The following is a 20,440-nucleotide window of genomic DNA, read 5'->3' on the forward strand; positions in this document are numbered from 1 at the left end:
AAATTATCGCCAAGATGGTTATCGATAATAAGGATTATAAGCCTGCGACCTAAGTCAGTTGAAAAGATTTGACTGAACGTTTGCGCTTGGCGAAAATACATCCAAAATTATCGCCACGATGGTGATCGATAATAAGAATCATAAGCCTGCGACCTAAGTTGGTTGAAAAGATTTGACTGAACGTTGACGCTTGGCGAAAATGTATTTTAAATTAAAAATACTCTATTTAACATCGAGCGGAGTCGAGAGTAGATTTGTTCTCGACTCCGCTCGAACGTAAACATTACTTCTAAGTTGTGTAAATAGATCTTTAGATATTTTTGAAAAAGCTTAGAAGAAAATAATTACTAAGATGGTAATTGATAATAAGGACTACAAGCCTGCGACCTAAGTCAGTTGAAAAGATTTGACTGAACGTTGACGCTTGGCGAAAATAAAATCAAAATTATCGCCACGATGGTTATCGATAATAAGGATTATAAGCCTGCGACCTAAGTCGGTTGAAAAGACCTAGCTTAAAGTTGACGCTTGGCGAAAATGTAATTTAAATTAAAAATACTCTGTTTTAGCATCGAGCGGAGTCGAGATGTGGATTTGTTCTCGACTCCGCTCGAACGTAAACATTACTTCTAAGTTGTGTAAATAGATCTTTAGATATTTTTGAAAAAGTTTAGAAGAAAATAATTACTAAGATGGTAATTCATAATAAGGACCACAAACCTGCGACATAAGTTGATGAGATGTCACCTCGAGCAGCCTGTGCTGAACGAAGCCGAAGCAGAGTCAAGATGTAGATTTGTTCTCTACTTTAGTTTATCCTGAGCAAGAACGAAAGGCTTAAACATTACTACTATACTTTTTGAATGGGTATTTGGGCATACTTTGAAAACTTAGAGGAAGACAGTTATCATAATGGTAATCGACGATAAGGATCACAAGTCTGCGACTTAGTTCAAATAAATCAATAACTTTGTAACCATGAATTCACCTGAGTTCATGGTTTTTTATGGATTATATAGATGCTTTTTTAGACTATCTTGAACTTGAGAAGAAGTATGCCAAGCATACTGTATCCTCTTATGCTTCAGATTTGCAACAGTTTCAATCCTTTCTTCTCGAAGAATACGGGACATCTGATTTTTCGGAAGTGAATTATCCGATGATACGCCAGTGGATTGTCAGTTTTGTGGATAAGGGAATGACCAACAAAACCATCAATAGAAAGCTATCTACTTTAAAAACGTTTTTCAAGTTTCTATTGAAAGTTAAAGCAATAGAGTTGAACCCTATGACTAAGCACAAATCGCTCAAATTACCAAAGCGAGAGCAAGATGTGTTTTCAACGCAAGAGCTCGAGAAGGTTTCTGAATATTATAAGGAGGATAGTTTTGCTGAGGTTAGAGACCATCTGATTATTGAACTGTTGTACGCCACGGGAATGCGAAGACAAGAACTTATAGACCTTAAGCTTGATCATTTAGATTTCGAACAGAAACAACTTAAAGTTCATGGTAAACGGAATAAACAGCGTCTTATTCCATTAATGCCATCTACGATTAACTTAATTCGAAACTACCTAGAGCATCGTAAATTGCTAGCTACGGACTCAGTTTCACTATTCTTAACAGCAAAAGGAAAACCTATCTACCCTAATTTGGTTTACAGAACCGTAAATAGTTATTTTAAAAAAATATCTAGTAAACGAAAACTAAGTCCGCATTTACTTCGGCATGCTTTTGCCTCACATCTGTTAGAAGAGGGAGCAGACCTTAGCGCGATTAAAGATTTATTGGGTCATAGCAGTTTAGCTTCAACAGAAGTCTATACCCACTCCAATTTTAAAGAATTAAGTAAAGCGCATTCAGCAGCTCATCCTCGATCAATAAAGGGAAAGAAATAATAGATGAGTTTATTGACTTCATTTCTTTCAAATTTCAGAAAAAAACCAATAAAAAATTTTCAGATATCAATAATCGTTTTATATTTGCAACCCGTTACGAAAAGTAGCGTTTGACATACTGATAAGCCGATGTAGCTCAGCTGGCTAGAGCAGCTGATTTGTAATCAGCAGGTCGTGGGTTCGAGTCCCTCCATCGGCTCAAGAATGTAAAAAAGTTTATTGCATTCTTAATGATATTGAAAGTGAAGCAAAATTTATTTGCTTCTGGAAGTTAAGGCTTTTGTTCAATAATCAGCTTTGGGGAGATACTCAAGCGGCCAACGAGGACAGACTGTAAATCTGTTGGTTTTACCTTCGCAGGTTCGAATCCTGCTCTCCCCACACCAAGTCGGATGATATCAGGCTTTGCATTGACATATTGAAATTAAATAAGCGGAAGTAGCTCAGTTGGTAGAGCGTCAGCCTTCCAAGCTGAATGTCGCCGGTTCGAACCCGGTCTTCCGCTCTATTTTTTAAAAATGCAAATTCTTGAATGCCGACGTAGCTCAGGGGTAGAGCGTTTCCTTGGTAAGGAAAAGGTCACGAGTTCAATTCTCGTCGTTGGCTCAATTATTAAGTCTCAAAACCTGGTTTTGTTGACTTTATACGTTGTTATAAACATTAACACTAATATATAACTAAGATTAAATAATTTACTACTATGGCAAAGGAAAATTTTGATCGCTCCAAACCACACCTTAATATAGGTACAATTGGTCACGTCGATCACGGAAAAACTACACTTACAGCTGCTATCACAAAAGTAATGGCAGATGCTGGATATTCTGAAGCTAGTGCTTTCGATCAAATTGATAATGCACCTGAGGAAAAAGAGCGTGGTATTACTATTAACTCTTCTCACGTTGAATATCAAACTGAAAAGCGTCACTATGCACACGTTGACTGTCCAGGTCACGCCGATTATGTAAAGAACATGGTTACTGGTGCTGCTCAAATGGACGGTGCTATTTTAGTTGTAGCTGCTACCGATGGTCCAATGCCACAAACACGTGAGCACATCCTTTTAGGACGTCAGGTAGGAATTCCTAGAATTGTTACTTTCTTAAATAAAGTTGACCTTGTTGATGATGAGGAGCTTTTAGAATTAGTTGAAATGGAAGTAAGAGATTTGCTTTCTTTCTACGAATATGATGGAGATAACGCTCCTGTAATTTCTGGATCTGCATTGGGTGCATTAGAAGGAGACGAAAAATGGTCAAAAACTGTACTTGAATTAATGGAGGCAGTTGATGAGTATATCGAACTTCCAGAAAGAGATGTTGAAAAAGATTTCTTAATGCCTGTAGAAGACGTATTCTCTATTACTGGTCGTGGAACTGTTGCTACTGGACGTATCGAAACTGGTGTTGCAAACACTGGTGATGCTGTTGAAATTAACGGTATGGGTGCAGAGAACATGAAATCAACCATTACTGGTGTTGAAATGTTCCGTAAAATTCTTGATAGAGGAGAAGCTGGTGATAACGTAGGTATCTTGTTGAGAGGTATTGAAAAGAGCCAGATCTCTAGAGGTATGGTAATTGCTAAGCCTGGTTCTATTAAGCCACACGATAAGTTTAAAGCTGAGGTCTATATCTTGAAAAAAGAAGAAGGTGGACGTCACACTCCATTCCATAATAACTACAGACCACAGTTCTACGTAAGAACAACAGATGTAACTGGTACAATCAATCTTCCTGATGGAGTTGAGATGGTTATGCCAGGTGACAACCTTACAATCACTGTTGACTTGATTCAACCGATTGCTCTTAACGTAGGTCTTAGATTCGCGATTCGTGAAGGTGGACGTACTGTTGGTGCAGGACAGGTGACTGAAATTCTTTAATTCTTAAGAATTAAGTTTATATAGAGTTAAGGTGTCTGCCACAGGTAGATACCTTAACTTTTTAAATTTTCTTTTTTATCTGCTAGAAATTTTGTTTCTTTGCACGCTTTAAAAAATGAAATATTTACGGGTTTAGCTCAGTTGGTAGAGCACTGGTCTCCAAAACCAGGTGTCGGGAGTTCGAGCCTCTCAACCCGTGCAAATGAAAAGTATGTGGCGAGAAGTTTATCCTGAGTCCCGATAGCGATCGGGAGCGAAGGAAGCCTCTCAACCCGTGCAAATCTTAAAGAAGATGTCAAATTTTAAAAATTACGTAAGCGAGTCTTACAGCGAGTTAAAAAACCATGTGACCTGGCCTACCTGGGCTGAGGGACAAAAGCTCATGGTTATTGTTGCGGTGTTTTCAATTCTATTTTCGCTTGCCATTTGGGGCGTGGATGAAGTGTTTAGCGCTGCTGTAAAGCAATATTTTAACTGGGTTAAATCATAATTCATGTCTGAAACTGATTTAAAAAAATGGTACGTTGTAAGAGCGATTAGTGGCTCCGAAAATAAAGTCAAAGACTATATTGAGAAAGAAATTTCTCATCAAGGATTAAGTGACTATGTCGATCAAATTTTGGTTCCTACAGAAAATGTCGTTCAAATTCGTAACGGAAAGAAAATAAGTAAGGAAAAAGTATATTTTCCTGGCTATATTATGGTGAATGCCAATCTTGAAGGAGAAGTTGGACACGTTATTAAAGGTGTTAATGGAGTGATTGGATTTTTAGGAGAAACTAAGCGAGGTGAGCCAGTACCGATGAGAAAATCTGAGGTGAATAGAATGCTTGGTAAAGTTGATGAGCTTTCTGTTCAGAAAGACAATGTGGCTATACCTTACAACATTGGAGAGTCTGTGAAAGTGGTGGACGGACCATTCAATAGCTTTACAGGAACTATAGAGAAGATTAATGAAGATAAGAGAAAATTACAGGTAATGGTTAAGATTTTTGGGCGTAAAACACCAGTGGAACTTAGCTACATGCAAGTAGAGAAAATTTAAGTGTTACATATAATATAGAGTTGTTTTTAAACATAATGCTTCCCACTGAAAACAATTCAACTAAATTTTGAAAAATGGCAAAAGAAGTAAGTAAAGTAGTAAAACTCCAGGTTAGAGGTGGTGCAGCAAACCCATCTCCACCCGTTGGACCTGCTTTGGGTGCTGCTGGGGTGAATATCATGGAATTCTGTAAGCAATTCAATGGTAGAACTCAAGATAAAAGTGGAAAAATCCTTCCTGTAGAAATTACAGTATACAAGGATAAGTCTTTTGATTTTATCATCAAGACTCCACCGGCAGCAGTTCAATTGATGGAAGCATCAAAACTAAAGAAAGGATCTGGTGAGCCCAACTCTAAAAAAGTTGGTTCGGTAACTTGGGATCAAGTAAAGGCGATTGCTGAAGATAAAATGCAGGATTTAAATGCATTTACTACAGAATCTGCAATGAAAATGGTAGCTGGTACAGCAAGATCTATGGGTATAACTGTAAAAGGTAATGCACCATTCTAAAAAAACGAAATTAACATGGCAAAAATAACTAAAAAGCAAAAAGAAGCAGAATCTAAAGTTGATAAGTCTAAGACTTACTCTGTAGCTGATGCCTCTGCTTTATTGAAAGATGTGGCTTACGCTAATTTCGACGAATCTGTTGATCTAGCTGTAAGATTGAATGTTGATCCACGTAAAGCTAACCAAATGGTTAGAGGAGTGGTCACTTTACCACACGGAACAGGTAAAGATGTAAAAGTCCTTGCCCTTGTAACTCCAGACAAAGCTAAAGAAGCTGAAGAAGCTGGCGCTGATTATGTAGGTCTAGACGAATACCTTGAGAAAATCAAAGGGGGATGGACAGACGTTGATGTCATCGTAACCATGCCTAGCGTTATGGGTAAATTAGGTCCATTAGGACGTGTGTTAGGTCCTAGAGGCTTAATGCCAAACCCAAAAACAGGCACAGTTACTATGGACATTGCCAAAGCAGTTTCTGATGTAAAAGCTGGTAAAATTGACTTTAAAGTTGATAAAACTGGTATTGTTCACGCCGCTGTTGGAAAAGTATCCTTTGATGCAGATAAAATTGCTGGAAATGCAAGAGAATTACTAACGACGCTCGTCAAACTTAAGCCTCAAGTTGTAAAAGGTGCATACATTAAAAGTATTCACATCGCTTCTACAATGAGTCCAAGTATTGAAATCGATACTAAACGATTTACCGAGCAATAATTTTAAGTTATGACAAGAGAAGAGAAATCTATAGTAATAAAAGATTTAACTACTAAGTTAGCGGATTCATCAAATGTATATTTAGCAGATATTTCAGGGTTGAACGCCGCTGTTACATCAGATTTAAGACGTGCATGCTTTAAAGCAGACGTTAAGTTGATGGTAGTTAAGAATACTCTCCTAGCCAAGGCTATGGAAAGTACAGATAAAGAATTCGGTGAGTTAACAAGTATTTTGAAAGGAAGTACTTCTATTATGCTTTCCGAAACTGGAAACGCTCCAGCTAAAGTGATTAAAAACTTTAGAAAGAAAAATGAAAAGCCTGTATTGAAAGGGGCTTATGTTGCAGAATCCATTTATGTTGGAGACGAGAACTTAGATGCTTTAGTAGATATCAAATCTAAAGAGGAAGTAATCGGAGACATCGTTGGATTGCTTCAATCTCCAGCTAAAAATGTTGTATCAGCACTTAAATCTAGTGGTGGTAAACTTTCTGGAATCCTTAAAACACTTTCACAAAAAGAAGAATAAACACGCACTAATTACTAAATATTAAATTACACTAAAACGATAGAAAATGGCAGAATTAAAAGATTTCGCAGAACAATTAGTTAACCTTACTGTAAAAGAGGTAAATGAGTTAGCTGATATTTTAAAAGAAGAATATGGAATTGAGCCTGCTGCTGCTGCAGTAGCTGTTGCTGGTGGCGGTGCTGCTGGTGGTGGTGAAGAAGCTGAAGAGCAATCAGAATTCGACGTAATTTTGAAAGCTGCAGGTGGATCTAAATTAGCAGTTGTAAAACTTGTTAAAGAATTGACAGGTTTAGGTCTTAAAGATGCTAAAGCATTAGTTGATGGTGCACCAGCTCCAGTTAAGGAAGGTGTTGCTAAAGACGAAGCAGAAGCACTTAAAGCACAATTAGAAGAAGCAGGTGCTGAAGTTGAGCTTAAGTAAGCTCACCAACACATTTAATACTAGGTTTAGACCACAAGATATAGTCTTGTAGGTCTAAACCATTTTGCGTATCTATACGCGACGTGTTTATTTTACTTTTTATAAGTTAATATTGCTGATGAATTTTTTAAAATTCTAAGCATTAAAATCTTTCTTAGATGTTAGCAATGCATAATGAACGAATTAGTTTTTCTTCCGTACAAAACAAGCCAGATTATCCAGATTTCTTGGATATTCAAGTAAAATCCTTCCAGGATTTTTTCCAGCTTGAAACGAAACCAGAAGAAAGATCCAATGAAGGTTTATACAATACCTTCCAAGAGAATTTCCCAATTACAGACACCAGAAATCAGTTTGTACTTGAATTTTTAGATTACTTTGTAGATCCTCCCCGTTACTCTATTCAGGAATGTATCGAAAGAGGTCTTACCTACAGTGTGCCGCTTAAGGCAAGATTAAAACTTTACTGTACCGATCCAGAACATGAGGATTTCGAAACGATCGTGCAGGATGTATATTTAGGAACTATTCCTTACATGACTCCAAGTGGTACGTTTGTGATTAATGGCGCAGAACGAGTCGTAGTTTCTCAATTACACAGATCTCCGGGTGTGTTCTTTGGCCAGTCTTTTCATGCCAACGGCACCAAGTTATACTCAGCCCGAGTCATTCCTTTTAAAGGGTCTTGGATTGAATTTGCTACAGATATCAACTCGGTGATGTACGCCTACATCGATAGAAAGAAAAAATTACCTGTCACTACACTTTTCAGAGCTATTGGCTTTGAAAGGGACAAAGATATTTTAGAGATCTTCGACCTTGCTGAAGAAGTTAAGGTATCTAAAACCGGTTTGAAAAAATACTTAGGCAGAAAGTTAGCAGCTAGAGTATTGAATACATGGTATGAAGATTTTGTGGATGAAGATACCGGTGAAGTTGTTTCGATTGAAAGAAACGAAATTGTACTCGACCGTGATACTATTTTAGAGAAAGATCATATAGAAGAAATCTTAGAAACTGGATCAAAAACCATCTTACTTCATAAAGAAGATAATTTGACTGGGGACTATGCTATTATCTACAACACTCTACAAAAAGACCCTACTAACTCAGAAAAAGAGGCAGTAGAGCATATATACAGACAATTACGTAATGCTGAGCCGCCTGATGAAGAAACAGCGAGAGGTATTATTGATAAATTATTCTTTTCGGATCAACGTTACAACTTAGGTGAAGTAGGTCGTTACAGAATGAATAAGAAATTAGGACTTGATATCAGCATGGACAGTAAGGTTTTGACCAAGCTAGACATCATTACGATCATCAAGTACCTTATTGAATTAGTGAATTCCAAAGCAGAAGTCGATGATATTGATCACCTGTCCAACCGACGTGTTAGAACCGTAGGTGAGCAATTATCTCAACAATTCGGTGTTGGTCTAGCCAGAATGGCAAGAACCATAAGAGAGCGAATGAACGTAAGAGATAATGAGGTCTTCACACCAATTGACTTGATTAATGCAAAGACCTTGTCTTCAGTTATTAATTCATTCTTTGGAACCAACCAGTTGTCTCAGTTTATGGATCAAACCAATCCATTGGCAGAGCTAACTAACAAAAGAAGACTTTCTGCTCTCGGGCCTGGTGGTTTATCCAGAGAAAGAGCAGGTTTCGAGGTTCGTGATGTTCACTATACTCACTACGGAAGACTTTGCCCTATTGAAACTCCTGAAGGACCAAACATTGGTTTGATTTCTTCAATGTCGGTTTATGGAAAAGTCAACAATATGGGATTCATCGAAACTCCATATCGAAAGGTTGAAAATGGAAAAATTGATTTTGAATCCGATCCACTATACCTTTCTGCTGAAGAAGAAGAAAATAAATTAATAGCACAGGCTAATATTCCTATAGATAAGGATGGTACAATGACTTCAGAACGTGTTATTGCGCGTATGGAAGGTGACTTCCCAGTCGTAGATCCTAAAGAAGTAGATTATATTGACGTTGCACCAAATCAGATTTCATCGATTTCAGCTTCTTTGATTCCGTTCCTGGAACATGACGATGCTAACCGTGCCTTGATGGGATCTAACATGATGCGTCAGGCGCTTCCATTGTTAAGAGTTGATGCTCCAATCGTCGGTACAGGATTAGAAAGAAGAGTAGCTCAGGATTCCAGAGTATTAATCAATGCTGAAGGTGAAGGTACTGTAAAGTACGTGGATGCCAGAAAAATTGTTATTGATTACGATAGAACTGATAACCAAAGATTGGTCAGTTTTGACGATGATGACAAGACATATGATTTGATTAAATTCAGAAAAACCAATCAGGGTTCTACAATCAACCTAAAGCCAATCGTACGTGTTGGCGATAGAGTGACCAAAGGACAAGTCCTCTGTGAAGGCTATGCGACAGATAATGGTGAGCTAGCTTTAGGTAGAAATATGAAAGTGGCATTTATGCCATGGAAAGGTTACAACTTCGAGGATGCTATTGTGATTTCAGAGCGTGTGGTCAAAGATGACCTTTTGACGTCTGTTCACATCGATGAGTACTCTTTAGAAGTAAGAGATACGAAACTTGGTAATGAAGAATTAACCGCTGATATTCCAAACGTTTCAGAAGAGTCTACAAAAGACTTGGATGAGCATGGTATGATCAGAATTGGTGCTGAAATCAAGCCAGGTGATATTCTTATCGGTAAGATCACACCAAAAGGTGAAAGCGATCCAACCCCAGAAGAAAAATTACTGAGAGCGATTTTTGGTGATAAAGCTGGTGATGTTAAAGATGCTTCTTTAAAAGCCTCGCCATCACTTAATGGTGTTGTTATAGATAAGAAATTATTTACAAGAGCGGTTAAGGATAAGCGTAAAAGAGCTCAGGATAAGCAAGAAATTGATGCACTTGAAGCTAAATATCAGGTGAAGTTTGAAGAACTCAGAAACCGATTAATCGAAAAATTATTTGGTATTGTGGGTGGTAAGACTGCACAAGGTGTTCAAAATGATTTAGGAGAAGATACTTTACCTAAAGGTAAGAAGTATACCCTAAAAATGTTGAATTCTGTAGAAGACTTCAGCCACTTAACTAAAGGAACCTGGACGACCGATAAGGAAACCAATGCTCTTGTAGCAGATTTGTTACACAACTACAAGATCAAACAAAACGATCTTCAGGGTAACCTTAGAAGAGAGAAATTTACCATTACCGTTGGAGATGAATTACCATCTGGTATTTTAAAACTCGCTAAGATTTACGTAGCTAAGAAACGTAAGTTGAAAGTGGGTGATAAAATGGCAGGACGTCACGGTAACAAAGGTATTGTAGCCAAAATCGTAAGAGAGGAAGACATGCCATTCTTAGATGATGGAACTCCGGTAGATATCGTATTGAATCCACTAGGTGTACCATCACGTATGAATATCGGTCAGATTTATGAAACTGTACTGGGATGGGCTGGACAAAAATTAGGTAGAAAATTTGCTACTCCAATTTTTGATGGTGCTACCTTAGATCAGATCAACGAATTGACAGATGAAGCAGGAATTCCAAGATTTGGCCACACTTATCTATATGATGGTGGAACTGGTGAACGTTTCGATCAGCCAGCAACAGTTGGTGTGATTTATATGTTGAAACTAGGACATATGATCGAAGATAAAATGCACGCCAGATCAATTGGACCATACTCGTTGATCACGCAGCAACCTCTTGGTGGTAAAGCTCAGTTTGGTGGACAGCGTTTTGGTGAAATGGAGGTTTGGGCACTTGAAGCTTATGGTGCTTCTGCAACCTTGAGAGAGATCCTAACCGTTAAGTCTGATGACGTTATCGGTAGAGCCAAAACTTACGAAGCTATCGTGAAAGGTGAGCCAATGCCAGAACCAGGATTGCCAGAATCTTTCAATGTATTGATGCATGAATTGAAAGGTTTAGGACTAGATATCAGATTAGAAGAGTAATAGCAATCCCGCTCTAGGGCGGGATATGTTATCACATTTTATTACAATAATTCTTTAGCACTTGTATTATGACAAGAAATAATGATAAGAATACACAAAAGAGATTTAATCAAATCTCTATAGGTTTATCTTCTCCAGAAAGTATTCTAGCCGAATCTAGAGGTGAAGTTTTAAAACCTGAAACGATTAACTACAGAACACACAAGCCAGAAAGAGATGGATTGTTTTGTGAACGAATTTTTGGCCCAGTCAAAGATTATGAATGTGCTTGTGGGAAATACAAAAGAATACGTTACAAAGGAATTGTTTGTGACCGCTGTGGAGTTGAAGTTACTGAGAAAAAAGTACGTCGAGACCGCGTTGGACACATCAACTTAGTGGTTCCTGTAGCGCATATTTGGTACTTCAGATCTTTACCAAATAAAATTGGTTACCTTCTAGGAATTCCTTCTAAGAAGCTCGACATGATTATCTACTATGAAAGATATGTCGTCATTCAACCTGGGGATGCCAAAAATGAAGATGGAGAGCCGTTGAAAAAGATGGATTTCTTAACTGAAGAAGAGTATCTAAATATCTTAGATGAACTACCACAGGAAAATCAATACTTAGATGATGAAGATCCAAACAAATTCATCGCCAAAATGGGTGCTGAATGTTTGTTGGAAATCCTTAAACGTCTTGACTTAGATGAGTTATCTTACGACTTAAGACATAAAGCTAATAATGAAACCTCTAAGCAAAGAAAAACCGAAGCGCTTAAGCGTCTTCAGGTTGTGGAAGCGCTTAGAGATTCTAAAAATAACAGAGAGAACAACCCTGAGTGGATGATCATGAAAGTGATCCCCGTAACTCCACCAGAATTGAGACCTCTTGTACCTTTAGATGGTGGTCGTTTTGCTACTTCAGATTTAAATGACCTATATAGAAGAGTCATTATTAGAAACAACCGTTTAAAGCGTTTGATGGAAATCAAAGCTCCTGAAGTCATTCTTAGAAATGAGAAACGTATGCTTCAGGAATCTGTGGATTCTCTGTTTGATAACACCAGAAAATCTTCTGCAGTTAAAACGGATTCTAACAGACCACTTAAATCACTCTCAGATTCCCTTAAAGGGAAGCAAGGTCGTTTCAGACAAAACTTACTTGGTAAGCGTGTAGACTATTCTGCTCGTTCTGTCATTGTCGTTGGACCAGAAATGAAAATGTTTGAATGTGGATTGCCAAAAGACATGGCAGCAGAACTTTACAAGCCTTTCGTAATTCGTAAATTAATTGAGAGAGGTATAGTTAAAACTGTAAAATCTGCTAAGAAAATAATAGACAAGAAAGAACCTGTAGTATGGGATATCTTGGAGAATGTATTGAAAGGACATCCAGTTCTTTTAAACAGAGCTCCAACTCTTCACAGACTGGGTATACAAGCTTTCCAGCCAAAGTTAATTGAAGGAAAAGCTATCCAGTTGCACCCTTTAGTGTGTACTGCATTTAATGCCGATTTTGACGGTGACCAGATGGCTGTTCACCTTCCATTAGGACCAGAAGCTATCTTAGAAGCTCAACTTTTAATGTTAGCCTCCCATTCTATTTTAAATCCGGCTAACGGATCACCTATTACTGTACCATCACAGGATATGGTTCTTGGTTTATACTATATGACCAAGCCAAGAAAATCAACAGATGAAGTTGCTGTAAAAGGTGAAGGCCTTAAGTTCTATTCTGCTGAAGAAGTAAACATTGCTTACAATGAGAAGAAAGTAGATCTTAATGCGCTGATTACGATCAGAACTAATGATCTGGATGAAGAAGGAAATATTGTCAAGAAAAATATTGAAACGACAGTTGGACGGGTATTATTCAACGAATCTATTCCAGATAGTGTTGGTTTTATCAACGATGTGATGACCAAAAAAGCACTGCGTGACGTTATTGCAAAGGTGCTTAAAAAAACCTCTGTGCCTGAAACTGCAGAGTTCCTTGATGAAATCAAAAGCTTAGGATACAACTTCGCCTTTAGAGGTGGTTTATCTTTCTCTTTAGGTGATATTATTATTCCTGAAGAAAAGCAGACCATGATTGCTGATGCCAACGAACAGGTTGAAGGCATTATCGGTAATTATAACATGGGTCTGATCACCAATAACGAACGTTATAATCAGGTGATTGATATATGGACAGCAACGAATGCTAATCTTACCGAATTAGCGATGAAGCGAATTCGCGAAGACAAGCAAGGGTTCAACTCCGTATATATGATGCTTGACTCTGGTGCAAGGGGTTCTAAAGAACAAATTCGCCAGTTAACCGGTATGCGTGGATTGATGGCCAAGCCTAAAAAATCAACATCTGCAGGTGGAGAGATTATTGAAAACCCAATTCTTTCTAACTTTAAAGAAGGACTTTCGATTTTAGAATACTTTATCTCTACTCACGGTGCGCGTAAAGGTCTTGCCGATACCGCCTTGAAAACTGCTGATGCTGGTTACCTAACCAGACGTTTGGTAGATGTGTCTCAAGATGTCATCGTAAGAGAGGAAGACTGTGGAACCTTAAGAGGTATTGAAGTGTCCGCCTTAAAGAAAAATGATGAAGTAGTTGAAAGCCTTGGAGAACGAATTGTAGGTAGAACAGCCTTAAACGATGTTGTAGATCCCATTTCTCAGGAGCTTTTAGTTTCTGCTGGAGACGAGATTCATGAAGATGCTGCAGATAAAATTGAAGCTTCTGCTTTAAATTCTGTTGAAGTACGTTCGCCATTAACCTGTGAAGCTAAACAAGGCATTTGTGTGAAATGTTATGGTAGAAACTTATCGACTAATAAAACTGTACAAAGAGGTGAAGCTGTAGGAGTTGTTGCTGCCCAGTCAATTGGTGAGCCAGGTACTCAGCTTACCCTAAGAACCTTCCACGTGGGTGGTATCGCCGGTAACATTTCTGAAGAAAATAAATTGGAAGCCAAATTTGATGGTGTAGCAGAAATTGAAGATCTAAAAACTGTTGAAGGTCAAAATAGCGAAGGAAAGAAAATTGATATCGTTATTTCAAGGACTTCAGAGGTGAAAATCATCGATAAAAAATCCGGTATTGCTTTAAGTACAAACGTGATTCCTTATGGTTCAGAATTGATGATTAATCCTGGCGATAAAGTGAAGAAAGGAGATGTCATTTGTAAATGGGATCCATATAATGGGGTTATCATTTCAGAATTCTCTGGTAAAATTGAATTTGAAAACATCACTCAAGGTCAAACCTATGAGGTGGAAAGTGATGAGCAAACTGGATTCCAGGAGAAAGTGATTATAGAGTCTAAGAACAAACGTAAAATACCGACACTTCATATTAAAAATAATGATGATGAAGTGATGAGATCTTACAATTTACCAGTTGGAGCACACCTAATGGTAGACGATGATGAAGAGATCAAGATTGGTAAAATTTTAGTGAAGATTCCTAGAAAATCATCAAAAGCTGGTGATATTACTGGAGGTCTACCACGTTTGACAGAGCTTTTTGAAGCGAGAAATCCTTCAAACCCTGCTGTAGTCAGTGAAATTGATGGTGTGGTATCTTTTGGTAAAATCAAAAGAGGTAACCGTGAGATCATTATAGAATCTAAATTAGGTGAAATCAAAAAGTATTTGGTTAAGCTTTCTAATCAGATCTTAGTTCAGGAGAATGACTACGTAAAAGCTGGTATGCCATTATCAGATGGTTCTGTAACTCCAGAAGATATCTTGAATATTAAAGGCCCAAGCGCTGTTCAACAGTACTTAGTTAATGAGGTTCAGGAAGTCTATAGATTACAAGGAGTACAGATCAATGATAAACACTTTGAAGTGGTAGTGAGACAAATGATGAGAAAAGTGAAGATTCAGGATTCTGGAGACACTATTTTCTTAGAAAATCAATTGGTTCACAAAGAAGACTTTATTGAGGAAAACGATAATATTTTTGGTAAAAAGATCGTTGAAGACGCTGGAGACAGCACAACACTTAAGCCAGGACAGATTGTGACTTTACGCGAGTTAAGAGATGAAAATTCTATCTTGAAACGTGAAGATAAACAACTGGTCACTGCCAGAGATGCAGAGTCTGCAACAGCAGCTCCAATACTACAAGGTATTACAAGAGCTTCTCTACAGACTAAATCTTTCATTTCTGCAGCATCTTTCCAAGAGACAACAAAAGTCCTCAACGAAGCAGCTGTTAGCGGTAAGATAGATCGTTTGGAAGGCTTGAAAGAGAATGTAATTGTGGGACACAAAATTCCTGCAGGTACTGGTCTTAGAGAGTTTGACGACATCATTGTAGGTTCTAAAGAAGAACTAGCCAGGATGATGGAGAAGAAACAAGAAGTGAATGTAAACTTTAATTAAACATGAGCGATCAAAACGATAAAAAGCAACAAAAGTTAAACATACAGATCGATGATGATGTAGCGCAAGGTATTTATAGTAACCTCGCTATCATCAATCATTCTCAGACTGAATTTGTTTTGGATTTTGTTAATATAATGCCTGGATCACCTAAGAATAAAGTTCGATCCAGAATCATATTAACTCCTCAGCACGCTAAACGTTTGCTCAAGGCCTTAAATGATAACATTGTTCGTTTTGAGAAGAGTCAGGGTTCAATTAAAGAACAGGAAAAAACCAATATTCCATTGAATTTTGGTGGACCAACTGGAGAAGCTTAACAAAGCAGTTTTATTGGTTTAATAAAAAGAGCCCCGTCAAATATATTTGACGGGGCTTTTTGTGTTTACAACAATTCTATATCTATTCAGCTTTGAACGCTTTCAGATCAAACGAAATATTCATTTGATCACTCACGAAATTATCTCCTAAATTTTCTATAAAAGATTTGGACATAAATTTGATGCCCCATTCAGTTCTGTCTAACATGATTTCCTCAGAAGTGAGTATTAGAGAATTATCAGAAGCATTCATAGAAACATCGACTGGGAAAGTGATATTTTTAGAAGTGTCCTTTAAAGTCAAATTACCAGACAACATCATTTGACCATTTTTCTCTTCAAGGCCTGTGATTTCAAATTGAGCTTCAGGATATTTGTTGGCATTGAAGAAGTGATCTTCTTTTCCATTAGAGTAACCCATCAGGTGATCTTCAAGCTTCTTTTTGTCATCCCCTTCAAGATCTTGTACTTCAATACTTGTCATGTCAATGACAATATTGCCACCCTTGAGTTCATCGCCTTCTACCTGAAGTGTACCTTCAGAAATAGAGACCTGGCCATTGTGCTCTCCTGCAGGCTTTGATCCTACCCAGTTTATTTTAGACTGTTCTACATCTACGTTGTAAGAAGTAGCAGATGTTGCTTCTACGGTTTCTTTTACCTCTGACGTTTCTGTTTTCTTGTCATTTTTACAACTTAATGCTGTTGCCACAAGTGACAATATCAGCATAGAATTAAGTACTCTTTTCTTCATTTTGTGTTTATTTAGGTTTAAAGTCAACTATCCAAAAACATTCCACAATAACCTTATGCCATTATGGCACTAATGTTCTTCTGGCAATAGATTTGACATATTAGGATTAAAATTGAAAAATATGAGTGAAGACAATATAAAACCAGAAAATAATCAATCTGCAGAGACAGAACAGGCTCATCCAGAGTCTGAGGCACAAACAGAGCAGTCTGAGAATACCACAGATGCTACTGAAGATAATGATAAGGCTCCTGAAGAGGAATTATCTAAGGAAGAACAACTTCAACGAGAGCTTGATGCTAAAGATGATAAGTACTTAAGGCTTTTTGCTGAATTTGAAAATTATAAACGTAGAACTTCCAAAGAACGAATTGAACTCTTCAAGACAGCTGGTCAGGATGTCATGCAATCCATGTTACCCGTTCTAGATGATTTTGATCGAGCAATGATGGAAATTAAAAAATCATCTGATGAATCTTTGGTTCAGGGTATAGAGCTTATCAACAATAAATTGAGAGAAACGCTCAAAAATAAAGGTCTAGAAGTAATGTCTGTAAGTGCTGGTGACACTTTTGATTCAGATTTACACGAGGCAATTACTCAAATACAAGCCCCTAGTGATGATATGAAAGGTAAAATTATTGATATAGTCGAAAAAGGATACACCTTAGGAGATAAAATCATTCGTTATCCTAAAGTGGTGACAGGAAAATAAAATACTATGAAAGAAGATTATTACGATATTTTAGGATTATCAAAAGGAGCTTCCCAGGCTGAAATCAAAAAGGCTTACAGGAAAATGGCGATAAAATACCATCCTGATAAAAACCCAGATGATACCGAAGCTGAAAATAAATTTAAGAAAGCAGCAGAAGCTTATGAGGTCCTTGGTAATGAAGAAAAACGTCAAAAGTATGACCAGTTTGGTCATGGTGCATTTGATGGTTCACAAGGCTTCGGTGGAGGTGGAATGAATATGGATGACATCTTTAGCCAATTCGGAGATATCTTTGGTGGTGGCTTTGGAGGTCGAAGTCAAGGGTTTTCCGGTTTCGGAGGTGGCTTTGGTGGTAGACAACGAGCTAAAGGATCTAATTTAAGAATTCGAGTTAGTCTATCATTGGAAGAAGTCTCTAAAGGTGTTGATAAGAAAGTAAAGGTTTCTCGTAAGAAAAAGCCGTCAGATACTACATTTAAAACCTGTTCCACTTGTAATGGAACTGGCCAGGTTACTCGAGTAACAAACACAATACTTGGTAGAATGCAAACAGCTTCTCCATGTACTAGTTGCTCTGGCTCTGGGCAAATTATTGATAAAAAAGGTCAGGGAACCGATGCTCATGGTTTGAAAATGGAAGAGGAAGCAGTATCTATCAAAATTCCCGCTGGAGTAGAAGATGGCATGCAGCTTAAAGTTTCTGGAAAAGGAAATGAACCCGTTGGTGATGGAGTTTCCGGAGATTTAATTGTGCTTATAGAAGTAAAAGAGCATGAAAACCTTCAACGTGACGGTGAAAATTTACATTATGATCTTTACGTTAGTTACCCTGAAGCAGCTTTAGGAGCCAGTAAGGAAATTCAGACTGTAAACGGTAAAGTGAGAATTAAGGTAGAGCCAGGTGTGCAAAGTGGAAAAATCCTAAGGTTGAGAAACAAAGGATTACCTAACTTAAATGGATTTGGTACAGGGGATCTTTTAGTACATATTAATGTTTGGACTCCTCAAACCTTAAGTAAAGAACAGAAAGAGTTTTTTGAAGACTCCTTAGGAGATTCTAACTTCGAACCTAACCCTAACAGGTCTGATAAATCTTTCTTTGAAAAAGTAAAAGACATGTTTTCATAAGTTAGTTAACAAAATATTATATATATTTGAACATCGCTTTTTAAGCGGTGTTTTTCTTTTACATATCAATTTTTTTCCCATCCTAAACTTTGTTTAGGGTGGGTTTTGTATTTTATGTCCTGTTGTTTGATTTTCAGGTTGATAGTCAGTTCACTCACCTAAAAGGCTGTTTTTAAGTTATTCTTCCAATATTTAAATTATTCAAAAAAGTGATTATGGTAAACATAATTACTTAAAAATACTCCTATATTTAATTTAAAATAATTCAGCTATGCCAAGCCTTTTACTTATTGAAGATGAAGATGCTATAAGACGCGTATTAAAAAAAATACTTCTTGATGAAGATCAAAATTATACGATCGATGAAGCGGAGGATGGACTCCTAGGAGTGGATATGATCAAAAAAAAGACTTATGACCTGGTCTTATGCGATATTAAAATGCCAAAGATGGACGGCCTTGAAGTGTTGTCTGCTTGTCAAAAATTACAACCAGAACTTCCTGTGGTGATGATTTCTGGGCATGGAGATTTAGAAACAGCGGTGGAGACCATGAGAATGGGGGCCTTCGATTATATTTCAAAACCTCCAGATTTAAACCGCTTATTGAACACTGTAAGAATTGCTTTGGATCATACTCAATTAGCACAGGAAAACAAGCAGCTGAAACGAAAGGTTTCCAAGCAATTTGAAATGATTGGAAACTCAACTGAACTGACGCACATAAAATCCATGATCGATAAAGTAGCTCCTACCGAAGCTAGAGTGATGATTACTGGAGAAAATGGAACAGGTAAGGAGCTGGTAGCTCATTGGTTGCACGAAAAAAGCAATAGAAACAAAGGTCCTTTTATTGAAGTGAATTGTGCAGCAATCCCTTCAGAGCTTATAGAAAGTGAACTATTTGGACATGTAAAGGGAGCTTTTACTTCGGCTAATAAAGACAGGGCTGGAAAATTTGAAGCTGCAAACGGGGGGACGATTTTCCTTGATGAAATCGGAGACATGAGTTTATCGGCTCAGGCCAAAGTTTTGAGGGCTTTACAAGAGAATAAAGTCCAGAGAGTTGGTAGTGACAAAGATATTAAGGTAGACGTGAGAGTGATTGCAGCAACCAATAAAAATTTAAAGGAGGAAATTGAGAAGAAAAACTTCAGGGAAGATCTATACCACCGTCTTGCGGTTATCATTATTCATGTGCCAGCTCTTCAGGAAAGAAAAGCAGATATTCCTGAACTCATTCAACACTTCACAGAACAGATTGCTCAGGAGCAGGGTACCAAACCTAAAACCTTCGACGAGGAAGCAATAGAGCTTTTAAAACAACTGAATTGGACTGGTAACATTCGAGAACTTCGTAATGTGGTGGAGCGCTTGATTATACTAGGCAATCAAAAAATATCAAAGGAAGATGTCAATACTTTTGTTCAATTAAAATCTAGCTAGTTTCATCCAGCTTTGGTGGAGTATATTTCAAAAAATACATAAGATCACCACTAGGATGCTTCCATTTTTTAAGTAATTCAAAACCATACCTTCTATAGGCAACAGAGACTTTTCTTATTCGAGTTTCTGCATAAATAGGTAATTGAAGAGCCTTTGAGATCCTAAACATCTCATCCTTCATCTTGTAAGGCGTTTTGTCACTCGTATTCCCTCTGGCGCCTTCTAAAATACCCCAGAACCAGCAGTATAGATACTCGCCATCATTAGGACGTTGCTGTCTCACAAACTTCTGAGATTTTAGAGCTTTAAGACCTTTTTTAATGCCGGTTACATTGAGAGCTAGTTTTAAATCATTGATTATTTCGGTCCAAAATCCATCTCCTTTTCCGTCCATTTTGAAAAAAATTGCAATTCCTCTACCATCATCAGAGACGAGTAGTGCATCTTTTTTGATGGCCTTTTCAACCATATGACGGGCGAGGTAAAGGAACCTTTTCTCTTTTTTGGAGTCGTCCTTAACGATCTCCATAGAGGTCGGTATCTCTTGTAGCAATTGGGCTACGTGTTGGATGATTTCTTCCTTATCGTAATCTTTTTTCAAGGTTCTAAGTTTACAGCTTTTAATTTTCAAAGATAGAGTAAAATTGACATTTGTACGGTAAAAGCAAGCGGCATATTATGAATGAACTTCAAATGTGTATTTATGCATTAATTAAGT

Annotated in this window: 16 protein-coding genes and 5 tRNA genes; 19 read left to right on the forward strand and 2 right to left on the reverse strand. The window is 37.6% G+C overall.

Going from position 1 to position 20,440, the window contains the following annotated elements; all coding sequences use genetic code 11:
• Positions 1-1,006 precede the first annotated feature (1,006 nt).
• From F598_RS0109905 to F598_RS0109980, 16 genes are all read left to right on the forward strand, one after another.
• The gene (locus F598_RS0109905) at positions 1,007-1,900 is read left to right on the forward strand and encodes a tyrosine-type recombinase/integrase (RefSeq protein ID WP_019038895.1); all 894 of its coding nucleotides are present in this window, start codon (positions 1,007-1,009) and stop codon (positions 1,898-1,900) included.
• A gap of 125 nt (positions 1,901-2,025) precedes the next feature.
• A tRNA-Thr gene (locus F598_RS0109910) sits at positions 2,026-2,099 on the forward strand.
• 100 nt (positions 2,100-2,199) lie between these two features.
• A tRNA-Tyr gene (locus tag F598_RS0109915) sits at positions 2,200-2,281 on the forward strand.
• A 51-nt stretch (positions 2,282-2,332) separates the two neighbouring features.
• Positions 2,333-2,405, forward strand: a tRNA-Gly gene (locus F598_RS0109920).
• Positions 2,406-2,434: 29 nt separating this feature from the next.
• A tRNA-Thr gene (locus F598_RS0109925) sits at positions 2,435-2,506 on the forward strand.
• A gap of 94 nt (positions 2,507-2,600) precedes the next feature.
• Positions 2,601-3,785, forward strand: coding sequence for an elongation factor Tu (gene tuf / locus F598_RS0109930; RefSeq protein ID WP_019038896.1), 1,185 nt, complete (start codon positions 2,601-2,603; stop codon positions 3,783-3,785).
• A gap of 126 nt (positions 3,786-3,911) precedes the next feature.
• Positions 3,912-3,984, forward strand: a tRNA-Trp gene (locus tag F598_RS0109935).
• Between the two features lie 93 nt (positions 3,985-4,077).
• Complete coding sequence (gene secE, locus F598_RS0109940; RefSeq protein WP_019038897.1) at positions 4,078-4,275, forward strand: preprotein translocase subunit SecE; 198 nt, start codon at positions 4,078-4,080, stop codon at positions 4,273-4,275.
• A 3-nt stretch (positions 4,276-4,278) separates the two neighbouring features.
• Positions 4,279-4,830 carry a transcription termination/antitermination protein NusG gene (gene nusG / locus F598_RS0109945; protein ID WP_019038898.1) on the forward strand — a complete coding sequence of 184 codons (552 nt, stop codon included), beginning with the start codon at positions 4,279-4,281 and terminating at the stop codon, positions 4,828-4,830.
• 74 nt (positions 4,831-4,904) lie between these two features.
• Complete coding sequence (rplK, locus tag F598_RS0109950; protein ID WP_019038899.1) at positions 4,905-5,342, forward strand: 50S ribosomal protein L11; 438 nt, start codon at positions 4,905-4,907, stop codon at positions 5,340-5,342.
• A gap of 15 nt (positions 5,343-5,357) precedes the next feature.
• Positions 5,358-6,056: a 50S ribosomal protein L1 gene (gene rplA, locus F598_RS0109955; RefSeq protein WP_019038900.1), complete on the forward strand. Its 699-nt coding sequence runs from the start codon at positions 5,358-5,360 to the stop codon at positions 6,054-6,056.
• Between the two features lie 9 nt (positions 6,057-6,065).
• Entirely contained in the window at positions 6,066-6,587 is a 522-nt protein-coding gene (rplJ, locus tag F598_RS0109960) for a 50S ribosomal protein L10 (protein WP_019038901.1), read from the forward strand.
• Between the two features lie 46 nt (positions 6,588-6,633).
• Positions 6,634-7,011, forward strand: coding sequence for a 50S ribosomal protein L7/L12 (gene rplL / locus F598_RS0109965; RefSeq protein ID WP_019038902.1), 378 nt, complete (start codon positions 6,634-6,636; stop codon positions 7,009-7,011).
• A 158-nt stretch (positions 7,012-7,169) separates the two neighbouring features.
• Positions 7,170-10,982, forward strand: coding sequence for a DNA-directed RNA polymerase subunit beta (gene rpoB / locus F598_RS0109970; RefSeq protein WP_019038903.1), 3,813 nt, complete (start codon positions 7,170-7,172; stop codon positions 10,980-10,982).
• Positions 10,983-11,050: 68 nt separating this feature from the next.
• Positions 11,051-15,358 (forward strand): DNA-directed RNA polymerase subunit beta', encoded by a 4,308-nt coding sequence (gene rpoC / locus F598_RS0109975; protein ID WP_019038904.1) that lies wholly within the window; start codon positions 11,051-11,053, stop codon positions 15,356-15,358.
• 2 nt (positions 15,359-15,360) lie between these two features.
• Positions 15,361-15,678: a DUF3467 domain-containing protein gene (locus tag F598_RS0109980; RefSeq protein WP_019038905.1), complete on the forward strand. Its 318-nt coding sequence runs from the start codon at positions 15,361-15,363 to the stop codon at positions 15,676-15,678.
• Between the two features lie 82 nt (positions 15,679-15,760).
• Here the strand turns inward: F598_RS0109980 and F598_RS0109985 are convergent, their stop codons facing one another.
• A complete protein-coding gene (locus F598_RS0109985) occupies positions 15,761-16,432 on the reverse strand; it encodes a YceI family protein (protein WP_019038906.1) in 672 nt (223 codons plus the stop codon).
• Between the two features lie 121 nt (positions 16,433-16,553).
• Here F598_RS0109985 and F598_RS0109990 point away from each other — a divergent pair, with 121 nt between their 5' ends.
• From F598_RS0109990 to F598_RS0110000, 3 genes are all read left to right on the forward strand, one after another.
• Positions 16,554-17,147 (forward strand): nucleotide exchange factor GrpE, encoded by a 594-nt coding sequence (locus tag F598_RS0109990; protein ID WP_019038907.1) that lies wholly within the window; start codon positions 16,554-16,556, stop codon positions 17,145-17,147.
• A gap of 6 nt (positions 17,148-17,153) precedes the next feature.
• Positions 17,154-18,278, forward strand: a complete 1,125-nt coding sequence (dnaJ, locus tag F598_RS0109995) for a molecular chaperone DnaJ (protein ID WP_019038908.1) — start codon at positions 17,154-17,156, stop codon at positions 18,276-18,278.
• A 271-nt stretch (positions 18,279-18,549) separates the two neighbouring features.
• Entirely contained in the window at positions 18,550-19,722 is a 1,173-nt protein-coding gene (locus F598_RS0110000) for a sigma-54-dependent transcriptional regulator (protein ID WP_019038909.1), read from the forward strand.
• Here F598_RS0110000 and F598_RS0110005 read toward each other — a convergent pair.
• On the reverse strand, positions 19,715-20,323 hold the full coding sequence (locus F598_RS0110005; protein WP_019038910.1) for a hypothetical protein: 609 nt from the start codon (positions 20,321-20,323) through the stop codon (positions 19,715-19,717). The genes F598_RS0110000 and F598_RS0110005 overlap by 8 nt on opposite strands.
• Between the last annotated feature and the right edge of the window lie 117 nt (positions 20,324-20,440).

Origin of the sequence: Psychroflexus tropicus DSM 15496, from assembly GCF_000378765.1 — a bacterium.
GTDB classification, from domain to species: domain Bacteria; phylum Bacteroidota; class Bacteroidia; order Flavobacteriales; family Flavobacteriaceae; genus Psychroflexus; species Psychroflexus tropicus.